This is a genomic window from Nitrospirillum goiasense (assembly GCF_034427435.1).
In the GTDB taxonomy this organism is placed as follows: domain Bacteria; phylum Pseudomonadota; class Alphaproteobacteria; order Azospirillales; family Azospirillaceae; genus Nitrospirillum.
This window is the reverse complement of the sequence record NZ_JAXQNP010000004.1, coordinates 458,948-472,560: the sequence shown is the minus strand read 5'-3', so window position 1 is coordinate 472,560 and position 13,613 is coordinate 458,948. Positions and strand designations below refer to the sequence as shown.

At 68.1% G+C, this 13,613-nt stretch carries 10 protein-coding genes; 4 read left to right on the top strand and 6 right to left on the bottom strand.

Translation table 11 applies throughout. The annotated features are described in order from the left end of the window. Positions 1-205: 205 nt before the first annotated feature. The gene (locus tag ULB03_RS23910; RefSeq protein ID WP_322485588.1) at positions 206-790 is read left to right on the top strand and encodes a DUF4865 family protein; all 585 of its coding nucleotides are present in this window, start codon (positions 206-208) and stop codon (positions 788-790) included. Here ULB03_RS23910 and ULB03_RS23905 read toward each other — a convergent pair. Next, positions 773-1,951: a winged helix-turn-helix domain-containing protein gene (locus tag ULB03_RS23905; protein ID WP_322485587.1), complete on the bottom strand. Its 1,179-nt coding sequence runs from the start codon at positions 1,949-1,951 to the stop codon at positions 773-775. The genes ULB03_RS23910 and ULB03_RS23905 overlap by 18 nt on opposite strands. A 144-nt stretch (positions 1,952-2,095) precedes the next feature. On the opposite strand from ULB03_RS23905, the gene ULB03_RS23900 reads away from it, so the two are divergent. After that, complete coding sequence (locus ULB03_RS23900) at positions 2,096-2,479, top strand: DUF1636 domain-containing protein (RefSeq protein WP_322485586.1); 384 nt, start codon at positions 2,096-2,098, stop codon at positions 2,477-2,479. Here ULB03_RS23900 and ULB03_RS23895 read toward each other — a convergent pair whose 3' ends face one another. The 5 genes from ULB03_RS23895 to ULB03_RS23875 form a co-directional block, all read right to left on the bottom strand. Continuing rightward, positions 2,480-3,727, bottom strand: a complete 1,248-nt coding sequence (locus ULB03_RS23895) for an SGNH/GDSL hydrolase family protein (protein WP_322485585.1) — start codon at positions 3,725-3,727, stop codon at positions 2,480-2,482. Between the two features lie 26 nt (positions 3,728-3,753). Continuing rightward, positions 3,754-4,689, bottom strand: a complete 936-nt coding sequence (locus ULB03_RS23890) for a polysaccharide deacetylase family protein (protein ID WP_322485584.1) — start codon at positions 4,687-4,689, stop codon at positions 3,754-3,756. A 42-nt stretch (positions 4,690-4,731) separates the two neighbouring features. After that, positions 4,732-7,551 (bottom strand): glycosyl hydrolase 115 family protein, encoded by a 2,820-nt coding sequence (locus tag ULB03_RS23885; RefSeq protein WP_322485583.1) that lies wholly within the window; start codon positions 7,549-7,551, stop codon positions 4,732-4,734. A 73-nt stretch (positions 7,552-7,624) separates the two neighbouring features. Beyond that, complete coding sequence (locus ULB03_RS23880; RefSeq protein WP_322485582.1) at positions 7,625-9,988, bottom strand: glycoside hydrolase family 3 N-terminal domain-containing protein; 2,364 nt, start codon at positions 9,986-9,988, stop codon at positions 7,625-7,627. A gap of 138 nt (positions 9,989-10,126) precedes the next feature. Continuing rightward, the gene (locus tag ULB03_RS23875) at positions 10,127-10,855 is read right to left on the bottom strand and encodes a GntR family transcriptional regulator (protein WP_322485581.1); all 729 of its coding nucleotides are present in this window, start codon (positions 10,853-10,855) and stop codon (positions 10,127-10,129) included. A 179-nt stretch (positions 10,856-11,034) separates the two neighbouring features. Between ULB03_RS23875 and ULB03_RS23870 the strand changes: the two genes are divergently transcribed. Together ULB03_RS23870 and manD are read left to right on the top strand one after the other, a co-directional pair. Continuing rightward, positions 11,035-12,192 carry a LacI family DNA-binding transcriptional regulator gene (locus tag ULB03_RS23870; protein ID WP_322485580.1) on the top strand — a complete coding sequence of 386 codons (1,158 nt, stop codon included), beginning with the start codon at positions 11,035-11,037 and terminating at the stop codon, positions 12,190-12,192. A gap of 203 nt (positions 12,193-12,395) precedes the next feature. Next, positions 12,396-13,601 (top strand): D-mannonate dehydratase ManD, encoded by a 1,206-nt coding sequence (gene manD, locus ULB03_RS23865; protein WP_322485579.1) that lies wholly within the window; start codon positions 12,396-12,398, stop codon positions 13,599-13,601. Positions 13,602-13,613: the final 12 nt, after the last annotated feature.

Genomic DNA, 13,613 nt, shown 5'->3' with positions numbered 1-13,613 from the left:
GTGCGATACCATCGCACCAGCTGTCAGCCAAGACGACCTTAAGTGAAGTCGCCGACCGCGTCATGCGGGGCTTGGCCAATTCCTCGCGGCGCTCGGCTGCCAAATCATTTCAAATTGAAATCTCTGAAATAGGAATTCATACGGTTATGTGATCATCAAGGCACCGCTATCCTCCCCCGCATCATAGCCATGGGAGGAACCACCGATGTTGATCGCGCACTACAGCCACCGTCTGACGGCCGACTACGACCTGGACATCCTGCACCGGCGGGCCGCCGCCAATGCCGAGCGCTGGGCCGCCATTCCCGACCTGTATTTCAAGGGCTTCCTGTTGCGCCAGGCGGGGCGGCACGGCGCCATCGCCAACGCTTATTCCGCCCTGTACCTGTGGCGGCAGGATGCGGCCTTCCGCGATTTCCTGGTGCAGGACCGCTACAAGACCGTTACCGACACCTTCGGCCGGGCCGACATTGACGTGCGCGTGGCGCTGGACGCGCGCAAGGGCCCCGCCCGCGACGCCCGCTTCGCCGTGGTGGACAACGCGCCCATCGGTGTGGACGTGGCCCTGGGCCGGTTGTGGACGGATGAGATCGCGCAAAACCGCGAGGTGGCGGAGGGGGCGGATGTCGTTGCCGCCGCCGTGGGCGTGGACGCCCGCACTTGGACACTGACCCGTATCCGCCTGACCGCGGAGGAACCGACGGGCCTTCCGCCTACGGCGGTGATCTATCAGGTGTTGCAGCTGGCCCGGCCGTTGCTGGAAACCTTGCCCTCAAGCCGTCAGGACTGATGGCGCGGCCGCCTGGGGCGCCAACTGGAAGCGCTGGAAGCGGCCCAGCGCTTCCTCGATGGCGGTCTTCAGGGCTGGCCGTTCTGGCACCATCCAGGTCCAGCGCTGCACCAGCAGGCGGCCGGCCTGACGGTCGGTCTTGAGGTCCAGCGCGGCCACGATCTCATCCCCCACCAGCACCGGCAGGGCGAAATAGCCCAGCACCCGCTTGGCCGCCGGCACATAGGCCTCGAACCGGTGGGCGTAGCCGAAGATGGCCTCCAGCCGCTTGCGCTGGATGACCAGGGGGTCGAAGGGCGACAGGATGTGCACCAGGTGGGCCGGCACGGGCGGCAGCGTGCTTTCCAGCACCGCGGCTTCGGCCCAATGGGGCACCTTCTCCGCCCCGGCGAGGATCACCGGCGCCAAGCGGCGGGCGCGCACCGCCTTCTCGATCAGGGGCAGGACCTGGGCCTTCAGGCTGGGATTGCCGTAGCAGATGGACTCCAGGCTGACGACGCCTTGGCTGCGCAGCGCCCGGGTCAACAGATAGTCGGCCACCTGCCCCGGCGTCGCCGGGCGGGGCCGCCGCTCCCAACCGAAATGGCGGTCGGTCAGCTCATAGGCCTTCAGCATGCCGTCGCGGCGGGAGATGGCGAGGTCGCCGTTGTAAAAGCCGAAGTTCAGCAGGCGCTTGGACGGCTTGCGGCTGGCCCAGAGATGCTCCTTCTCCACCAGCACCTCATCGTCGATGTCGCGGATGCTGAGCGCCCCCTCCTCCCCGATGCGGCGCAGCAGGGCGGCGTAGTCGCGCCGGTTGATAGCGGCGTAGTGGGGCGGCGGATTATCCCGAATCTGGCGCATGTCGGGCGCGAAGTAGCGATAGTCGGCCGTGGGGATGTAAGCCAGGGCGTGCGCCCAGTATTCGAAGACGGACTTGTCCACCGACTGCGCGGCCGCCAGGTCCCCCCGGATGTAGTCGGGAATGCGCGTCTGCAGGATGTGGTGGTGGCTGCGCTCGATGACGTTGATGGTGTCGATCTGGACATAGCCCAGGTGCGCGGTCGCCCGCGCCACCGCCTCCGGCCCCGCGCCGAAGGGGGCCACGTCCAGCAGGCGTTGGGCCGCCAGCCACAGGTGGCGGGCGCGGGCGGCGGAGATCTCGACGGGCGTGGTTGGCATTGGGCCGCGATCCTGGAGGCACGGGGAGGTTGATCTTGTAGCGGTGAACGGGCGCCCCCGCTGTGATGGCGGATATGCCCCTTGACGCCCGCCGCCGCACCTGGCCCATAGTCGCCCGCGTTCTGGCCTTGAGGAAGTCCCCCGGTGAGCGAGCTACCCTCCCACACCCTGCACATCTGCGTCACCTGCCGGCCCAAGGGTGCCCCGCCCGATGCCGTGCGCGACGGGCGCCTGTTGTACGAGGCGGTGGCCGCCCTGCACGCCGAGTGGCCGGGCCGCGACCAGATCGCCCTGAACGGGGTGGAGTGCATGAGCGGCTGCGACCGCGCCTGCACCGTGGCCCTGTCGGGGCCGGGCAAGCCCAGCTACCTGTTCTGCGACAAGGCGCCGACGCCCGAAACGGCCGAGGCCGCCCTGGAACTGGCCGCGCAGTACGCCGCCAGCGACACCGGCGTGCTGATGCGGGGCGACCGCCCCGGCCCCTTCCGCTCCGGCATCCTGGCGAAGATACCGCCGGCGGTGCTGTAACTACCTGGCGAATAAGGCGAGGTCGGTCCCCTCCGCCATCAGGCGATAGCCGGTGTCGCCCGGGTGCAGATGGTCGCCGCCATCGGCCTCCGGCAACAGATGGCCGGGGTTCTTGGGATCCTCTAATGTCCGGTCCAGGTCGATGACGGCATCGAAGGCGCCGCCGCCGCGAATCCAGGCATTGACCTTCTGACGGTTCGGCTCCATGGCCGGGGCGCAATAACCGATGCCCTGGCAGGGCAGGATGGTGGCGCCATAGACCAGCAGCCCGCGCGCGTGGGCGCGGTCTATGATCTGGCGGTAGGCGTCGATGATGGCCTCCGGCGTCGCCGCCACCTCCTGGCGTTCCGCCGCCTTCAGGGCCGTCGCCAGGTCGTTGATACCCTCCAGCACAATGACCCAGCGCACGCCCGTCTGGTCCAGCACGTCGCGGTCCAGCCGGTCCAGCGCGCGCGGGCCGATGCCGTCCAGCAGCAGGCGGTTGCCGCCGATGCCGGCGTTCAGCACGCCCACCGGGCTTTTGCCCCGCAGCAGGTTCCGGGCCAGCGCGTCCGTCCAGCGGCCGTTGCCGTCGGTCGTGCTGTCGCGTCCGTCAGTGATGCTGTCGCCCAGCACCACGACGGCATGGGCCGAGGCCGGCGCCTGCACATCCACCCCGGTCAGGATGTACCAGTGGGTGACGGGAACGGCGCCGGGCAGGTCGGCGGCGGCCAAGGCGTCGCCAGTGGCGATGTAGCTGGTCGCGCGGGAGCCGGGATGGCCCGTGACCGTGGCCGGCACGTCCTTCAGGCGCAGGCTGACGGCCAGGTCCGCCATGTCGGGCACGGCCAGGTCCACCGGGTCGGACCAGACCGTGCCGCCGGCGGGAATGGTGACGGACGGCTGGCCGTTGAAGGTCAGGGCGTGGTCGCTGCCGGCGCGGATGGCGGCGCTGGGCGTCTTTCCCTCCTTCGCTGACAGGGCGACATGGGCGCCAGGGATGGTCAGCGGCGCCGTGCCGAAGGCGTTGGACAGACGGAAGCGCACACGGGCGCCGCCCAGGGTCAGGTGCACCACCTGGCGCAGGGTGGCGTCGGTGAAGCCGGGCGCCGGCGGGGTGGAATCGGCACCGCCCGCCAGGGCGGACGCCATCCAACTGCCCACCCACTGGGTGGCGTCTGGCTGGACCGCATCTGCCGCTTGCGCGACCCCGAAGACAGGGGGCGAGGCCAACAAAATCCCGGCCAGCAAAAGGGAACGGAGGCGCATCAGGCGTATCCTCGATCTAGGGAGCGTCAGCGGCACACGGTGTCCAGCCAGGGGGACGGATCGGGGCTGTGCGTCGGCGGCGTCAGATGGCGGCTGGCCATCTCGCGGTCCAGAAGGCTGCCCGTGCCGTCGGACGGGGCGTCCGGGTTGGGGGCGTAGATGGGGTCCGCTTCCGCCTGGGCCAGCGGCACGAAGTTCGCGCCCTGCGCCTTCATCAGCGACAGCAGTTCCGGCAGCATCACCGTCTCGAACGCGCCGATGTGCAACAGCATGACGTGGGGCACATCGCGGCCGTACAGCGCCTGGGCCTGCTGGCGCCCGATGGCCAGCGATTCCGCCGCCCGGTCCAGGTAGTTCTGGCGCAGTTGCGCCACCGCCGCCTGGTCACCCTTGGCCATGCAGCGGGCATAGGGCGGGTTGTAGAGGTAGTCGTTGAAGCTGAGCGTGACCTCGGCCACGCGATAGCCGTGGCTTTTCAGGAAGGCCGCCACCGCCTGCCGCTTCTCCGGCGTTTCCCCGATATGCAGATAGGGGAAACGCAGCCAGCGCCAGTCCGCATCGCCCATATAGTGCTTCAGCGTCGCCTCATCCGCTGTCACGGCGGCGGTGAAGGCGGCCACGTCGTGGCCATGCAGGTCGTCATGGGCGTAAACATGGTTGCCCAGGGGGTAGCCGGCCTGGCGCCACAGGGTCAGCACCTGGGCGGCATCGTCGCCCTCCTCCAGGCCCTTGGCGTTGACGAAGCCATAGACCTCCGGCACCCCGGCGCTCTTGAACGCCGCCAGCACGCGGCGCGCCACCTCCGCCCGGGTCAGGCCGGGCGGCAGGGGGCCGTGCACCGGCAGGTCGTCCATGGTCAGGGCCACCTGCAGGGGCGCCTGTTGCGCCCCCTCCCGCGCCAGGACCGGTGCCGCGGTCAGCATCAGGCTAGCGGCGAGGGCCAGCATTCGCTTCAGACGCATGATATTTCTTTCCCTACCTTTTTCTTATCGTGCCGCCACTTTTTATCGTGCCGCCACCTGGGCGCTTTCCGGCGGACCCAGATAGCTGGGCTTCACCCCGCCCAGGTCCACCACCAGCTTGGTCAGCACCACCGCCGGATCCACCATCCAGATGTGGAGGGTGTGATAGCCGGCGCCGGCCACCGTGTGGTGGCTGGTGGGCTTGCGCGCGTTGTCCTGCACCGCCTTGGACCAGTTGGCGACCCCATTCATGGCCAGGATGTCCACCACCTGCGGCGCCTCGTCATCAATGGCGACGGCATAGCGCAAACCGCGCCCGGGCACAAAGTTCAGCGTGGGGCCGACGATGGCCTGCACCGTCACCGGCCCCGCCGCCGGCAGGTACATGCGATAATCCAGGCGTGGCCCCTGGCCGGCCGCGACACTGGCGGAGGTCACGGGGAACGGGGCCAGGCCGGACAGGGTGCGGCCGTAGTTCGGAATCGTCTCCCAGGCCGCCCCGCCGGCGTCGGCCTTGCCGGTGTAATGCTCCGCCTCCATGGACACATAGCCGTCGGCGGCGATGAAGGCCGGCTGGCCATCCTGCGGCACCGGCGTGTTCAGCGCGCGCAGGTGGACGGTGACGCTGCCCCCGGCTCCGGTAATGGTGACGCTGCCCGGGCTGGTGCCCGCCGGCGCCTTGGCCCAATCGACGGCCACCTGCAAACGGGCTTCCTGGGTCACCGTGCCCTTGGGCTGGCTCAAGATGATCCAGGGCGCGCTGGCCTTGGCGGTGTAGGCGAAGGGCTTCTTTCCTCGGTTGAAGATATCGATGTAATGGCTTGGTTTATTGGCGATATCCAGGTCCGGCAGGACGGCCGCGTCCTTCACCGGCTTGCCGTCCAGGGCGGGCCAGGCCTGCCGGCTGCCCTCCACCGCCACGCCCAGCTTCGCCTCGGCCGGCAGGGTCAATTCGCGCACCTCCGGCATCACGTTGGCGTGCGGCTCCTGCCAGTAGGTGTAGCCGATGTGGGTTTGGTCCATCATGTGGTCCCACTTGCCGCCATTCATCGCGTGGTACCGCTTCGTCAGGTCGGCATCGGCCTGGAACAGGGCCCGCGCCTTGGCGGCCTCCGCGTTCGCGGAGGCGCGGCCCTGGTCGGCATAAAGGCGATTACGACCGACAGCCACATACAGCTCCGTCACCTGGGCCGCCGCCTTGGCGGGATGCAGCACCAGTTGGAAAAAGGCGTCGCGGGCGTCCGTCGGCAGGGCCTGGTAGACGGCTTCCGCCTTCGCCACCAGGTCTTGGTAGTCCGCCACCACCCGCTCCGCCTCGCGGTAATCGGTCAGGCTGAAGGTGTTGGCGTCCAGCAGTTCCGGCTTGCGGCGGCTGATCAGCATGCCGTAGCGGGTGACCAGGGTCGCGATCTCGGCCGCATGCTCCGGCCCGAATTCGCGCTCGGCCCAGGCGGCCGTGAACTCCGGCAGCTTCTCCTTGGGCCAGCGGCTGGGGTTCCTGGCGTAATCCAGGAAGAATTCGATGGGCAATTCCATGGGCTTCAGGTCGCCCACGTTCACGATCCACACCCGGTCGGCGCCATACTCCAAGGTCAGGTTCATCTGCTCCCAGACCTTAGGAATGGAGTTGGTGTTGATCCACTTGTAGTTCCGGGGATCACCGACATAGTCGAAGTGGTAGTACATGCCGGCCCCGCCAGGCCGCTTGCGCTCCTCCGCCGTGGGCAGGCGGCGGACGTCGCCCCAGTTGTCGTCGCACCACAGCAGGGTCACGTCGTCGGGCACGCGCATGCCCTTCTCGTAATACTCCTGCACTTCCTTGTAGAGCGCCCAGATCTGGGGGATCTGGGTAACGTCGGGATTGACCTCCTTGGCCAGGATCTGGCGCTGGTCGGCCACGATCTTTTCCAGCAAGGCGGTGTTGGCCGCCGCCGCGTCGCCCGTCATGGGCATGTCGCCGTCGCCGCGCATGCCGATGGTGACGATGCTCTCGAAGTCCTTGTTGCGGCGCACGCCGTCGGCCCAGAATTGGCGCAGCACCGCGCCATTCTGGGCATAATCCCAAGGGCCGGTGCCGTGACGCTTCCATTCCTGCTGCGACCGCAGCATGGGCTCGTGATGGGAATTGCCCATGACGATGCCGTACTCGTCGGCGATCTTGGGGTTCAGCGGATCATCCTCGTTGAAGGCGTTGCCCCACATGGCGGGCCAGAGGTAGTTGCCCTTCAGCCGCAGGATCAGCTCGAACACGTGTTCGTAGAACTGATGGTTCAGGCCGCCGAACTTCTCCCGGGCCCAGCCGGTCAGGGCCGGCGCCTCGTCATTCAGGAAGATGCCCCGGTATTTGACCGGTGCCGGATCCTCGCCATAGCTGCCAGCCTTGACGTAGAGGCTGTCGCGGTGGCGCACCGGCACGTCGGCCCACCAGGCCCAGGGTGACACGCCGATCTGTTCCGAGACGTCGTACAGGCCATAGATGGTGCCGCGCTTGTCGCTGCCGGCGATGACCAGGGCACTGGTGATGCCCGGCGCCGGGTTGGCCACCACCTGGATGCGGAACGCCTCCCACTTCCCCTTCAGGGCGGTGACGTCGATCTTCCCCTCCGCCGCCAGCCGGTCGATGGTGGGGCTGTGGCCCAGCGTGCCCACCAGGATGGGCAGGCCGCCGGGCCCCTGGCCCTCCGTGGCGACGGCGGGCGTGACGCCGGTGACCTTGCCGATGTCGGCCGCCAAGTCCCGCGCGGCGCGCTGCACGCCGGCATAATCATGGGCATCGACATGGAGCGGGGCCGCGACGCCGCCCTGGACGATGGCGAAGCCACCGGGCGTGGCCTGACCCTCGACATAGTGGATCTGCCCCAAGGCCCAGGCCTGGGGGACAGCGCGATGGCGGCGGCGGCCACCAGAAGCGAACGGGTAAGGCGCTTCATCGGCCTCACTCCGTGACCGTTAGCACGGCGGTCTTCAGGTCGACGGAGTTGTCCCCCGCCATGATGTCGAAGGCCCCCGGTTCCACCACCCGCTTCATGTCCTGGTTCCACAGGCCCAGCGCCTGGGCGTCGAGGGTGAAGGTCACCGTGCGGTTCTCACCCGGGGCCAGGGTGACACGCTGGAAGCCCTTCAGTTCCTTCACCGGCCGGGTGACGGAGGCGACCTGCTGGTGCAGGTACAGTTGCACCACCTCATCCCCCGCCCGCGTGCCGGTGTTCTTCACATCCACCGACACGGTGACCGCGCCGTCCTTCCGGATGGTGGGCGTTGACAGCCGCGGGGCGCCGACGTCGAAGGTGGTGTAGCTGAGGCCGTAGCCGAAGGGGAACAGCGGGTCGGTGGTGTCGAACAGGTAACCGCGCCGGGCGCTGGGCTTCTTGTTGTAGAACATGGGCAACTGGCCGACGGAACGCGGAATCGTGACCGGCAGCTTGCCGCCCGGGTTCACATCGCCGAACAGCACGTCGGCCACGGCGGTGCCGCCCTCCTGCCCCAAGTACCAGCCCTCGACCAAGGCGTTGGACTTGGCCGCCACGTCCACCACCGACAGCGGGCGGCCGTTCTGCAGCACCACGATCACCGGCTTGCCCAGGGCGAACAGCGCCTTGGCCAGGTCATTCTGCTGCCCCACCAGGTCCAGGCTGTCGCGGTCGCCCAGGTGGTTCTTGGCCCAGCCCTCGCGGCTGGTCTGTTCGTTGTCGCCGATGACCAGGACGATGTGGTCGGCGGTCTTGGCCACCGCGACCGCCTGCTGGATCAGCTTGGCGTTTTCCTGCGGATCGGCCAGTTCAACGGTGTCGCCATACCAGTCGTCGCCCTTGGTGATGCGCACGCCCTCGGCATAGGTCACCTTCACGCGCGCGCCCACCTTGGCCTTGATGCCCTCCAGGATGCTGACGGTCTGCTTGGGCAGTCCGGAATATCCGCCCAGATGGGCCACGGCGGCGTTGGGGCCGATGACGGCCAGGGTCTTGACCTTGGTGGTGTCGAGCGGCAGCACGCCGTCGTTCTTCAGCAACACCACCGCCTTTTGCGCCGCCTTCAGCGCCACGGCCCGCGCCTCGCCGTTGCCGGTCAGGGCCTCCGCCTGGTCGGCGTCGGCGTAGGGGTGTTCGAACAGGCCCGCCTGGAATTTCAGTTCCAGGATGCGGCGCACGGCGCGGTCGATGACCTCTTCCTTCACCTTGCCGGCGCGCACGCTGTCCGCCAGGCTGGCATAGGATTCGCCGTCCGGCAGGTCGGCGTCCACGCCAGCCTTGATGGCGCGGATGGCCGCCGCCGGCAGGTCCGGCACCACGTGGTGGATGCTGACAAGCTGGTCGACGCCGGAATAGTCGCTGATGACGGCGCCCTTATAGCCCCATTCCCCGCGCAGCACGTCCTGCAGCAGCCAGGTGTTCACATGGCTGGGCACGCCGTCGATCTCATTGTAGGAGGCCATAACGGCGCGCACGTTGGTGCGGTGGATCACCTGCTCGAACGGCGGAAAGAACATTTCGCGCAGCGTCCGTTCGCCCAACGATGCCGGACCGACGTTGGTGCCGCTTTCCGGTTGGCCATGGCCGGTCAGGTGCTTCAACGTGGCGAAGACCTTGCCGTTGGCCAGGGGCAGGCTGTCCCCCTGCAGGCCTTGGACGGCGGCCACGCCTATCTCCCCCGCCAGGTAGGGATCTTCGCCGAAGGTCTCCTCGATACGGCCCCAGCGCGGGTCGCGGGCCACGTCCACCACCGGCGACAGCACCAGGCTGACGCCGCGCACGCGGATCTCCCGGGCGACCACGCCGTCAACCTCGCGGATCAGGTCCGGGTCCCAACTGCTGGCCTGGGCAATGGCCTGGGGAAAGCTGGTGGGGCCGATGGAGGGATAGCCGTGCAGCCCCTCTTCATGGAACAGCACCGGGATTCCAAGGCGCGTCTTCTCCACCGCCCAATGCTGGACGGCATTCACCATGGCGACCGTGCCCCGGGTGTCGCGCCAGCGCTGGGTGCGCAGGGATCCGCTGCCCTTCTCATCGTTGGGGCGGGTGAACTGCCCCAGGCCGTTGGGGTAGACGCCGCTGGCCTTGCTGGGGTCGAAGTTCATGGACGCGTCGAAGATGGCGGGCTTGTGATCCCAGACGGCGATCAACTGGGCCACCTTCTCATCCAGGGTCATGCGTGCCAGCAGATCGTCCACGCGGGCGGCCAGCGGTGCGGCGGGATCCTTATAGATGGCGGGCTTGTCAGCGGCATGGGCGACAGCGCTGATGGCCACGGCGGCGACGCCGGCCAGGACAAGGCGGCGGATGGAGGTGTGGCGGGTGTGCACGTTGGCTTCTCCCTATCGTTATTCTTTTCAGGCGTCCCGATGCCAGATACTCGCCCCTGTCAGGGCCGCCCTGGTACCGTTACCATAGTCACAAAACCTTGAACCGGCCGGGGCCGGCCAAACCAAACAGCCAAAGGGTTATGAGGGCACGTCGTCGGCGAACAGGTCGGGGAACCGGGTCGCCAACTGTGGCAACGACGTCAGGATTTCCTGAAGGTGCTGGCGCATCGCCGCCTCCGCCCGATCCGCGTCGCGATCGGCGATGGCATCGACGATGGCTTGGTGTTGCGCGATCAGCAGCGAAAACGGCGTCGCCTCCGGCATGCTGAGATAGCGCACGCGATCCATCTGCGCCTTGGTCTCCTCCACCACCCGCCAGGCGTACTCGCAGCCGACATGCAGCGCGATGTCGCGGTGGAAGCGTTCATCCAGATCCAGGAAACCGCCATGGTCGCGGTCTTCCGCGGCGTGGGCCTGGGCGCGCAGGTTGTCGCGCAAAAGATCGATGTCGCGCCCCTTCATCTCCGCCACGGCGCGGCGCACCACCGCCAGTTCCACCGCCTCGCGCACGAAGCGGGCGTCGAACACCTGGCGGACGGAAATCTTGACGATGAAGGAGCCACGCTGCGGGCGGATGGACAGCAGCCCCGCCTCGCTCAGCTTGATGAAGGCTTCGCGTACCGGCTGGCGGCTGACGCCCAATTGGTCGGCGATGTCCTGTTCGGAAATGGCCTGGCCGGGGCGGAACTTCATGGCGACGATGGCCGCCCGCAATTCCCGGAACACGCGCCGTGCCACAGGTTCCGCGCTGTCCGCCTGGATGCGGTTCAGGATGATACGGTCATTTTCCGCCAACACCAGACGCACCCCATTCTGTCCCGCGGGCCCACATACCCACCCTGCGGCATTTGACAGTCGCCTTCCAGAGGCGCGTTTCCCGACCCGGCGCCTTTTTTCCCAACACCATTGCTCCGGCCTAAGACACATACTACCATACTAGACTACAAGCAAGGCCGCGATGGCGGCTTAAACAGGGAGGGGGCCGCATGGCGGCGGGCAAAACCATCATGGCGGAGCCGGGCAAAGCCACGTTGCAAGATGTGGCGCGGTTGGCGGGTGTGTCACCGGCCACAGTGTCTCGGGTACTGAACGATCCGGCCAAGGTGGCGGAGGGGACCACGGCGCGGGTGCGCCACGCCATTCTGGAAACCCAATTCGTCCCCAACGCCGTGGCTGTCAGCCTGGCCCACCGCCGGGCGCGGGACGGCGAGCGCGCCGCCCCGGTGTCGCCAGACGCCGGGCGGGAACCTCCATCCGCATCCCCTGGCATCGTCGTTGCGGCGACCGGGAAAACGCCCCCCGCCCAGCGGGCGGCCCGGCCGGTGGGCATGATCGCGGTGATCACCCCCGCGCTGGCGGACGAGGCGGTGGCCGGGGTGGTGGAGGAGTTGGCGGCCCATGCCATTGCCGCCCTGGTCATTCCCGCCGGGCGGGAGGATTCCGGCCTGCGCCGGGCGGTGGATGCCGCGATGGCCCATGGCCCCGCCGGGTTCGTGCTGGCCGGTGTGCACGGCGATGCCCCGGTACGGCGGCGTCTGGTCCGGGCTGGTGTGCCGGTTGTGGAAATTGGCGACCTTCCCGGCGAGCCGATCGACATGGCGGTCGGCTGTTCGCATCGGGCCGCCGGTCAGGCCCTGGCCCGCCTGTTGGCGGGGCGCGGCTACCAAAACCCCTTGCTGATCCTGGAACGGACCGGGCCGGCCTTGGCATGGCTGGACGGGTTCCAGGCGCAATACGGCGCCAGGGCATCCGGCCCCCTGCCCCACCATGTCGTCCCCGCCGGCAATGCCTATGCCCATGGGCGGGAGATCGTGGCGGATATGCTGGACTTGGCGGATGGGCAGCGGGGCCGCGCGGATGTCGTGGCGTGCAGCAGTGACGGGTTGGCCCTCGGCGCCCTGACCGAAGCCGGCAGCCGGGGCCTGCGCGTGCCACGGGACCTGGCGGTGGTCGGCTTCGGCGATGCCGACTTCGCGGCCCACACCCATCCCCGGCTCAGCACCGTCCGCCTGGACGCCCGCGCCATGGGGCAGCGGGCCGCCCGCTTGCTGCTGCACCGCCTGGAGGGGGACCGGCCGCGCCAGGGCCCAGCCCCGCGCCCCGTGGACCTGGGCTTTTCCATCGTTTCGCGGGACAGCGCGTAACACCGGACGGGCGCGATTGCCCTGTTGACCTAACTGGTATGGTAGTATACATGAATGGTAACAGACAAACGGCGGCGCCTGCCGCTCAGGGAGAGATCGCCGCCCCCAGGGCGCCCCGAAACACGACCTTCTAGCCTGCCCGCGACCGCCCTGCGCGTCGTCGGCCCTGCGCCCGCCTGGACCCCGCCTTCGGAGCTGAAGATATGAAAATCACGGACGCCTATGTCATCGTCACCTGCCCGGCGCGAAACTTCGTCACCCTGAAGATCCGCACGGATGAAGGCGTTTATGGCATCGGCGACGCCACCCTGAACGGGCGGGAATTAGCGGTCGCGTCGTACCTGACCGACCATGTCATTCCGTGCCTGATCGGCCGTGACCCGCATGATATCGAGGACATCTGGCAGTACCTGTACAAGGGCGCCTACTGGCGCCGGGGTCCGGTGACCATGTCCGCCATCGCGGCGGTGGATACGGCGCTGTGGGACATCAAGGCCAAGGTGGCCGGCCTGCCGCTGTATCAATTGCTGGGCGGCAAAAGCCGCAACGGCGTCATGGTCTATGCCCATGCCAACGGCCAGACGGTGGGTGACGCCCTGGACCAGGTCCAGCATTATGTCGACCTGGGGTACAAGGCCATCCGCATCCAGGCGGGCGTCCCCGGCCTGAAGGGGGTGTACGGCGTCGCCAAGGGCATCAATTACGAACCGGCGACGCGTGGCTTGCCGGCGGAGTCCGCCTGGTCGACGGAGGCGTACCTGGACTTCGCCCCCACCCTGTTCGCCGCCGCCCGCGATCGCTTTGGTTGGGACCTGCACCTGCTGCACGACGTGCACCACCGCCTGACGCCCATCGAGGCGGCACGCCTGGGCAAGAGCCTGGAGCCGTACCGCCTGTTCTGGATGGAGGACCCGACGCCGGCGGAAAACCAAGAGTCCTTCCGCCTGATCCGCCAGCACACGACCACCCCCCTGGCGGTGGGTGAGGTGTTCAACAGCATCTGGGACGCCAAGGATCTGATCCAGAACCAGCTGATCGACTACATCCGCACCACGGTGGTGCATGCCGGCGGCATCAGCCATCTGCGCCGCATCGCCAACCTGGCGGACCTGTACCAGATCCGCACCGGCAGCCATGGCGCCACCGACCTGTCGCCGGTGTGCATGGGGGCCGCCCTGCACTTCGACCTGTGGGTGCCGAACTTCGGCATCCAGGAGCGCATGGTCCATGAGGACGTGACCAACAGCGTCTTCCCCCACGCCTACACCTTCGATCAGGGCTACATGCATCCGGGCGAGGCGCCGGGCCATGGCGTCGACATCGATGAGGCGGAAGCCGCGAAGTACCCCTACCAACCCGCCTACCTGCCCGTGGCCCGTCTGACCGACGGCACCTTGTGGAGCTGGTGAGCGGGCACCGGG